Here is a 5,868-nt window from a genome sequence, read left to right as displayed (position 1 = left end):
CGAGTGCATATCTTCTCCAAGCAGACACTCAAACTAACCCGATGTGATCGACTGAGCCTTGGTCAGCGGCAATTCCCTCTAATCCCTCCATCATCTGTTTGACGGCCTCGTTGTAGGTCGTATACCAGAATCGTCGGCCCACCTTTGCGGTTGGTCGTTCACCCTCAACAGTCACACCAGCATCACCGGCGAGCCGTTTGAACCAATTGGTGACTGTCTGCGGTGAGATGTGACCCGTCGTTGACCGATCGGATGGGAACAGATAGCCATCCCACCCAGGGTCGTCAAGATCGATGATTCGCTGTTTCAGAACATCGACGCCGAACAGCACGGCGACCTCACCAGGCCCGTTCTTCCGCTGTTCAAAGACGATCCGATTGTCTTCATTGTCATCAAGAACGAACTGATCCAGCGTAAGTGAGGCGACTTCGTTTGGACGCAGTCCCCACGCCCCCAGACCGAGCACCAATAATCGCTCTTCAATACTCTCAGCGGCCTCGTAGATTGCTCGCATTCCTTCAGCATCGACAGTCTTGTTGTCGGGATTGCCGATCTCCCAGCGGAACTGGTCGTTCGCTCCGTCGAGTGGATTGTACTTCGCTCCTCGGAAGCGAACTTGGTAGTCATAGAACTGCTGTACATCGCCGAGATATTTGAGTCGAGATTGATCCGTGGAGAGTCGGTCTTTGAGCACGTCAAAGACCTCCATGCAGCAGTCGTTTTCGGTTGGCCGTTCCTCAATATCGTCGAGATTTCGTGTGAGGCTGACCGGGCCATGCAGCTGCTCGTAGATTCGGGCGTACTCCGCGAGCCGGGAGCGACGGCTTTTGACTGTAGATTCAGCTAGTTCCCCACGATCACGTTGGGTTGAGAGGTACCGCTCGATCGCTGTAACCGTCTCGTCGTTCCGAACACTCCAGTCGTACCCTGAATCGTCACCGTAGTCCCCAGAGGTATCGTCCCCAAGACCGACCTCTTCGACGAAGAACTCCTCGACAGTGAGATCGTGATGCTCCTGAAGCGTGTAGGAGAGCCCAGAGAAGCCGTGCTCCGCCAGCCATTCGTAGCTGGGTCGCCCGTGATCTGGCTCATCAGTCTCGCGCATCGCCGGTCGAATCTCACTGTAGTAGAAATCGACTAACTCGTCAAGTGACTTCCGTGACCACTGGTACTGAGATCCCGTCACGGGAACCGCCTCGCTGTGGTTTGGGGTAATTTGGTATCAGCCATTCTCTCGGGATAGCGTTAATCCCACAGATATCTAATATTTTTGGTGAGTGTAGTGTCTCCTACAGACATAACACTAAGTAAGTTATAACCGGTGAATCGAAGGAATCAGGCATAAACTGTATAACGCTACATCAAAAATCAAGCTAAATCTGACCTTTCGTAAGCAACAAATTATTCTCTAATATACGCAGTAGTTGAGACTGGTCGTCTCAATGCATACGGTTCTCGAATGCCTTCGCGATGGACAGTAATTCACCTTCAACAGTTTCGTAGCTTTCACACCTAACACTCTTTACAGCGTATGACGTACCTCCTTTCAACGATGTCCATCGACCGAGATACCTTCGAGAAGACGAGCAAGGACGAACTTGAAGAACTCTCCGTCCCAGATCAGGTCCTCGGATTTCTCGCCGCCAACGAAGATCGCGCGTTCAAGGCCCGCGAAATCGCCTCTCAGATCGGCGTCAACGAGGGCGTGGTCAGCACCGCACTCTCACGGTTGAAGGATCGCAGTCTGGTCGAACACAAGGCGACGTACTGGGCGATAACCGACGACGCCGAGCGCCTCGAAGGATACAGCGGCTGCGAACGGGCGACCGCACTGTTCAACGACCAACTCGGTACGGAGGTTAAGAAGGCGTGGCGCGAGCACGCACCGCAGAAGCCCCACCCGAGTGTCGAGGATGAACAGTGACCGACGGAGAGACACCGATATTTGAGGTGGCGATATCGTCTACGGCGATGACCCGTTCAAAGGCGAAGAAGACGCTCGTCCTTGGCTTATCCTCTCGAACCACGAAGGCCGTCCGTTCTACGGCGAGCAGTATATCGCAGTAACACTCACGTCGAAGTCTTGGATGGATGGCCTCCTCGCCATTCCTGAGGAGAGTTGGCTTCGTGGCGGGACACCGGACGAGAGTCGAATCGTCCCATGGGGCGTCCAATCGATCGACCACGAAGATATCGACTTCTGGCAAGGAAAAGTGGAGAATGACCTTGTCGACGAAGCGGTCGCTGCCCTCGTCGGAGAGTTGCAGTAGCTGATCTGTAGGAGACCAACCGAAATCTACAGGAGGAGTAGGACGAGTGTTTTGAGGCCTGACCCCGAGGATGAAGGCTTGCTAACGCTGTTGTCTGTTACTGTAGTATCTCGCGTTATGATGGCTGAGTGAGAGCGTATAGAGTACTGGTGGTTGTTTGTCTAAACTCAGCTTTGCACGTTGGAATAGAAGCATAGCGTAGGCTGTGGCGAAAGCATCTGATACCCATAATGGACTTCTCTGACGCCGACATGTAAAAGAGCTAAATCACTCAGAAAAGACGTCAGCTACGATATTTCGACCAGTTGCATTCAATTCAATTTCTTGGCGCACCCGAACACGGTCAACAATCCCCTGTGCGACGAGACGATCAAATGCATCTTCAACTGTTTCGACGTCAGCACCGATGAACTCCGGAATATCAAATGGTCTAACGCCAGAATGAAGGGCTAATAACAGCTCTTGCTCAAGTTCCGCGAGATCGATGTTTGTGTGGCTGCGTTGTGCACCCTGCGCAAGAAACGATTGGATAAACATACATGTACGCTCTGAGGCCGTGAGTTGTGTCTTAACTGTCGAGTTGTCCTCGATATGCGACACACAGATAACCTGGCGTTCAGCTTCATTGATCGTTATCATTGATCGTTAGCTGCCTCAGGGTGACGTTACTTATCTCACTGAGTTCGACTCTCGCCTGTGTCCCGTCGTTGAGCGTCATGACTAACTGATGCTCCCTGACCGAGACGCGAGCTGTCGCCTAGGAGACGGCTTGCACTACGCCACCTCTGACCGCAGGGTGCTTGCAGTTGATTTTCTCACCGTCGATTGTTGCTGTATAGAGTCCCTTTCTGAATGTGTCATAGTCGGCTGGTGAGACAATCAGTACATCGTTACCATACTCAATGCGAACGTACTTCGAAAGACCTCCACTGGTTTGTGCTGGCTCTGTCTGCCCTGACAGGGTAGTGATCTCTGAGAAGCCGACCGAGAGCTTCCCGGTTTCCCCGATAAGATAGAGGCTCTGATTTGACAGGATGATACGGCCCTCTAACCACGAAATCTCCGCAACTTGCTGGCTGTCTTGGACAGCCATTGTGAATCTACCAGTGGTATCTGTAATCGTGTGTTCGGTGCTTGTGACTGGGTTCGTTTTGTCAGTGTTGTTTACTTGGTTACTCATGATACTCGTATCGAATCACACGGGTTGTTCAGGAAGAAGACATTCCAATCGCGGAACTGTCTAAGGATGGAACTCATAGGTAGGGTATCATCACGATGGGAGTGTGAGTTCAATTCGATTTCCACCTGCATCCACTCGATCAAGTTCGATGCGCCCATTTGAGCGGGAAGTCAACACCCGCACGAGCGAGAGACCGAGTCCACCACCATGATATAACGAGGTCGGCTCACTTTCTTTCAATAGGACATTTTGCTCCATTCTCGGAATCGGAGGTGCGTCGTCCACAATCGCAATACTAACATCAGTTGGTGTTGAACGAACGGTTATCTCAATGATAGGATCATCTGACTTGCTGTGAATGATCGCATTGGAAATGAGTTCTTCGACGGCCTTGCTGAATTTGGCACTTGCAGTGGTCGTAATCTCATCTGGACATTCGAGATGGAGCGTTGCGTGCGGATACGTGGACTCCATCTTTGTGACAATGGTCTTCAGAAATGGCCTCACGACAACGTCAATAACCTCCGGTTGCTCTTGTAGTATATCTACTAATACTCGTTCCTTTTCAGCTAACTGAATCAAATTATCGCTCTTTTTAACTATCTTTTGAGCACTTTCCCCAATCCCGTTCATCGATTGATTATGAATGATTTCGGCTTGACCACGAATCACGTTGATATCATTCCGAAGATTGTGTCGTAACACTCGATCAAGGAGTTCGAGACAACGCTCGCGCTCTTTACGCTCAGTAACATCCTGAAAGTAGACAGCAATCCCTCCGTCGTCATTGGGATACACTTGGACGTCAAACCACCGGTCAAACTCCTCGTAGTGTTCGACAAACGAGGTCGGTTCACGTGTTTCCATTACTTCGCGGTACTCTGTTTCAAACGTCGTTCCTTGGGCATTCCCAAACACATCCCAGAAGTTCTCTCCGAGGAGTTCTGACTCTGAGACTCCTAAGACTGTCTGGGCGTGGTCGCTGATGAGTGTACAACGCCAGTCGGCATCCACTTCAAAAACGCCGTCAGTCATCCGTTTGATGACTTGCTTCCGTTTTTGTGCCCGCGTTTTTTGCTCGGTAATGTCGTTGCTTACGGCGACAAAGTGATTGACCTGGCCTGTCTCGTCTGTGACTGGCGCAATTGTTTGCTTGATGACAATCTGTTCGCCATCCTTTCGTTGGTTAAGTAGCTCACCGTGCCACGTTTTCCCGTCAAGGAGTGTTTCCCATATTGTCTCGTAAAATGATTGGTCATGTGCACCCGACTGCAGTATTTTTAGCGTCTTACCAATCACCTCCTCAGCCGAATAGCCAGTTGTCTCCTCGAAAGCTGGATTGACATATTCAATAACGCCGTCGCAATCAGTGAAATAGAACGGCTGCCCAGTAGATTCGACAGCCTGCTTAAACTGCCGTAGTTGGTTTTCTCGTTCTTTTTGTTCAGTAATATCCGTTATTAATCCAACAATTCTAGTGACTTCGTCGTTATCATCGTAGATTGGTTGTGCCTGAACCTGAACCCAACGCTGGTGATCTTTTTTTCCATTCACCCGATGTTCAATATCAACTGGTTGGCCGTCTTTAAGTCGGTTGACAGCTTCCTCTACGTGTAATCGATCTTCAGGATGTGTTGCTTCGAGGAAACATAGAGGATTATCTTGAAACCGATCTGTTGAGATCCCATACAGATCCTCAAAGGCAGAGTTGATGAAGATAAGATCCTCCATATCAGGACTGAATGTCCAGAGCACGTTGTTGGTCTGCTCAGCATGTTCTACGAACTGCTGTTCCAATTGATGAGCACGTAACTCACATCGACGTTGCGTGACAACGTTATGGATACGATTGCCCAAGAGTTCATATTGCGCTGTGCTCGTTCCTTTTTGTAGATAGTCTGTTACTCCTTTGGAGATTGCTTTGCCCGCAATCTCATCAGGAGTCTTAGCAGTGAATAGGATGAATGGTAGCTCCGGGTGTTGTTCACGGACAGCTTCCAGCAATTCGATACCGTTGCCTCCCGGCATATCGTAATCGGCAACGATGCAATCAATCTCGTTATTTGCAAGATGTTCAACCACATCTTCAGGTTCTGACGCTGGGTGGACAAATATGTCATACTGATTCTCAAGAAACTCCGCAGTTGTATTTACGAATGCCTTGTTGGCATCAACATGGAGCACATCAATCTGTGTCTCAGTCTCGGTAACTTTCACGAACCCAGGAGCAAGACTGTCGTCCCGGTTGACCGCGTCCGAATCGGTTGAAGATGGTTCTATATCCATTGGTATGGTGCCCTGCTATGGTTTGGTATTGAACTCTTAGTCATCCAGCGTGGTTTGAAACTGCACCAGGGAGTCGGTCAGGCAGTCAATTCGTTTGGATTGAGCCAGATCAGGAACCCCTCTTCGTCCCGC

The 5,868-nt window shown here is 50.2% G+C and carries 5 protein-coding genes and 1 pseudogene; 2 read left to right on the top strand and 4 right to left on the bottom strand.

Going from position 1 to position 5,868, the window contains the following annotated elements; translation table 11 throughout:
* Nucleotides 1–28: 28 nt before the first annotated feature.
* Nucleotides 29–1,186: a tyrosine-type recombinase/integrase gene (locus DP106_RS14840; RefSeq protein WP_120086581.1), complete on the bottom strand. Its 1,158-nt coding sequence runs from the start codon at nt 1,184–1,186 to the stop codon at nt 29–31.
* 366 nt (nt 1,187–1,552) lie between these two features.
* Between DP106_RS14840 and DP106_RS14835 the strand changes: the two genes are divergently transcribed.
* Together DP106_RS14835 and DP106_RS14830 are read left to right on the top strand one after the other, a co-directional pair.
* Nucleotides 1,553–1,924 (top strand): MarR family transcriptional regulator, encoded by a 372-nt coding sequence (locus DP106_RS14835; RefSeq protein ID WP_120086583.1) that lies wholly within the window; start codon nt 1,553–1,555, stop codon nt 1,922–1,924.
* Nucleotides 1,921–2,270: pseudogene (locus DP106_RS14830) on the top strand (type II toxin-antitoxin system PemK/MazF family toxin). The gene DP106_RS14835 and the pseudogene DP106_RS14830 overlap by 4 nt, the downstream one beginning before the upstream one ends.
* A 267-nt stretch (nt 2,271–2,537) precedes the next feature.
* Here DP106_RS14830 and DP106_RS14825 read toward each other — a convergent pair.
* The 3 genes from DP106_RS14825 to DP106_RS14815 form a co-directional block, all read right to left on the bottom strand.
* A complete protein-coding gene (locus DP106_RS14825; protein WP_120086578.1) occupies nt 2,538–2,909 on the bottom strand; it encodes a hypothetical protein in 372 nt (123 codons plus the stop codon).
* Nucleotides 2,910–3,027: 118 nt separating this feature from the next.
* Nucleotides 3,028–3,450 carry a CheF family chemotaxis protein gene (locus DP106_RS14820; RefSeq protein WP_120086576.1) on the bottom strand — a complete coding sequence of 141 codons (423 nt, stop codon included), beginning with the start codon at nt 3,448–3,450 and terminating at the stop codon, nt 3,028–3,030.
* A gap of 90 nt (nt 3,451–3,540) precedes the next feature.
* A complete protein-coding gene (locus tag DP106_RS14815) occupies nt 3,541–5,736 on the bottom strand; it encodes a PAS domain S-box protein (protein WP_120086574.1) in 2,196 nt (731 codons plus the stop codon).
* Nucleotides 5,737–5,868 lie beyond the last annotated feature (132 nt).

The organism is Halonotius pteroides (assembly GCF_003605635.1).
In the GTDB taxonomy this organism is placed as follows: Archaea; Halobacteriota; Halobacteria; order Halobacteriales; family Haloferacaceae; genus Halonotius; species Halonotius pteroides.
Note: the sequence above shows the minus strand (reverse complement) of the source record. Positions and strands in the feature narration are given on the sequence as shown.

Bases quoted from the DNA above. Each gene is read 5' to 3' on its own strand.
- DP106_RS14835 (WP_120086583.1), top strand. From the start codon at position 1,553: ATGTCCATCGACCGAGATACCTTCGAGAAGACGAGCAAGGACGAACTT.
- DP106_RS14825 (WP_120086578.1), bottom strand. From the start codon at position 2,909: ATGATAACGATCAATGAAGCTGAACGCCAGGTTATCTGTGTGTCGCAT.
- DP106_RS14820 (WP_120086576.1), bottom strand. From the start codon at position 3,450: ATGAGTAACCAAGTAAACAACACTGACAAAACGAACCCAGTCACAAGC.
- DP106_RS14815 (WP_120086574.1), bottom strand. From the start codon at position 5,736: ATGGATATAGAACCATCTTCAACCGATTCGGACGCGGTCAACCGGGAC.